Source organism: Candidatus Dormiibacterota bacterium (assembly GCA_035544955.1).
In the GTDB taxonomy this organism is placed as follows: domain Bacteria; phylum Chloroflexota; class Dormibacteria; order CF-121; family CF-121; genus CF-13.
In genome coordinates this window covers 1-2156 of the sequence record DASZZN010000017.1, presented here as the reverse complement: position 1 = coordinate 2156, position 2156 = coordinate 1, and the positions used below count along the sequence as shown (strand labels likewise).

1 protein-coding gene is annotated in these 2156 nt (G+C 63.3%); it reads left to right on the top strand.

Annotated elements, in window-relative coordinates; translation table 11 throughout:
• Positions 1-219: 219 nt before the first annotated feature.
• The gene (locus VHK65_06980) at positions 220-1830 is read left to right on the top strand and encodes a transposase (GenBank protein ID HVS05893.1); all 1611 of its coding nucleotides are present in this window, start codon (positions 220-222) and stop codon (positions 1828-1830) included.
• Positions 1831-2156: the final 326 nt, after the last annotated feature.

Below are 2156 nucleotides of genomic sequence, written 5' to 3'. Positions count from 1 at the left end.
CCCGCGGTTTTTGCAATCTGCAGGCCGGCCACGAATCCTTCGAGATACCGTTTCTGCTCGGGCTCGAAGTCACGGGTCATTGCATCTGTAACATCACAGAAACCGGTGGCATGAGCGGATAGCGAGGGTCGCGTCCATGATCTGGATGCGACAGTCTGACTCGCCTGAGATTGTGTTGATTTCATTGACGACATACTACGGCTGGGATTCGGTGGCGGTATGCCGCGGCCGCCCACCCGACCTGACCTCGACAGCATGAAGCCGGACGACGTCAAGGCGTTGGTGGTGGATTTGCTTGAGGAGATCGGGCGGCTGCGTGACGAGATCGCGCGGCTCAAGGGGCTGCCGCCGCGGCCACCGTTCAAGCCGAGCCGGATGGAGGACGGTACCGATAGCGAACGCACGCCGTCCGACAAGCGGAGCGCGAGGGGTTCCAAGCGACCGCGCAACGGGGGCCGGAAGGGCAGCGTGCGGACCGCGGACCTCACCATCCATGAAGAGAAGGTGCTCAAGCCCTGGGCGTTGCCGGAAGGCTGCCGGTTCAAGGGGCGCAAACGCTTCGTGGTGCAGGATCTGCGGCTGGAGGCGCACGTTACGCGCTATCATCGCGCGTGCTATCGCGCGCCCGACGGCACGCTGGTGACGGCGCCGCTGCCGGCCGGCATTGTCGGCCATTTCGGAGCGAACCTGGTTCGCTTCGTGCTGCAGCAGTACTACGAGTGCAATGTGACCGAGCCGAAGCTGCTCGCCCAGCTGCATGCCTTCGGCATTAAGATGTCGCTGGCCGCGCTGAGCAATCTCTTGACCGAGGGCAAGGCGGCGTTCCACGCCGAGAAGCAGGAGATCCTGGCCGCCGGCCTTTCCTGCGCCACGGCGCTGACGGTCGACGATACCGGCGCCCGCCATCAGGGCCGCAATGGCCACACGACGCATATCGGCAACCAGCACTTTGCCTTCTTCGAGACCACGGAGAGCAAGAGCCGGCTCAATTTCCTCAGGACGCTGCTGCTGGGCGGGGTGTTCGGCTATCGCGTCACCGATGCGGCCGTCGCGTATTGGCAGGATCACGGTTTGCCGCAGGCCCTGATCGACCCGCTGGCCGAGGCGCCGGCCAAGGCGTTCGCCGACGACCAGAACTGGCAAGGGCACCTGACGGCACTCGGTATCACCGGCGCCCATCACCAGCAATGCGCGACGGAAGGTGCCTTATGGGGAGCCATCGTCGAGCAGCGCCTGCTCGATGGCGTGGTCGTCGTCAGTGATGGCGCCCCGCAATTTGCCATCGGCGACCATGCCCGGTGCTGGATCCATGCCGAGAGACAAGTCCAGCAGGTTGCCTGTGCGACACCCGAGCAGCACCGACTGGTCGAGCGCACGCGCGACCGGATCTGGAAGCTTTATCGAGTGCTCAAACAATACGCCAAGGCCGGCCGCGTCGACGCTGCCGCAAGCCGCCGACTGCGAGCCCGCTTCGATCGCATCTTCAACGCCGGAACCACCGGCTTTGCCGCGCTCGACGCCGTTCTCGACGCGCTGTTCGCCATCAAGAGCAAACTCTTGCGCGTGCTCGATCGCCCCGACATCCCGCTCCACACCAACAACTCCGAAGGCGACATCCGCATCCGCGTCGAAAAGCGCAAAATCAGCGGCGGCACCCGTGGCGACGAGGGGCGCCGCTGCCTCGACACCTTCGTCTCCATTACCAAGACCCTGCGCAAACACGCCCTGACCTTTTGGGACTATCTCGGCAGCCGTCTAGGTATGGACGGCCCCTGCATCCCACCCATTGGTCAGATCATCCGCAGCGCCGCCGCGCGCCGACCAGGATAAACCGGCCGCAGCCACTCCATTGAACCCGGTCCAGCCCAAAACCCGGCCGTCGGCAGCGACCGCTCCGCCAACAGTTTTTGAGATGCTACATCCAAGCGATGAATCAACAGGTGCCAAAATGTCATGTCGGCGCGTTGAGCAAACAAAGGACGGCGTGATCGAAATGAAAGAAGTGCGGTCCGAGTTCGTCATAGTTGATGTATGAGGTCAATTGCGCTGATCGGTTGGGCGGCATTGGCTCATGCTTGACCGCAGCAATATGCCGACGTTGTTGGCGTTCATGGTGGGGCGCTGAAAGCTAGACTAGCACCGCTTGCCGATCGACA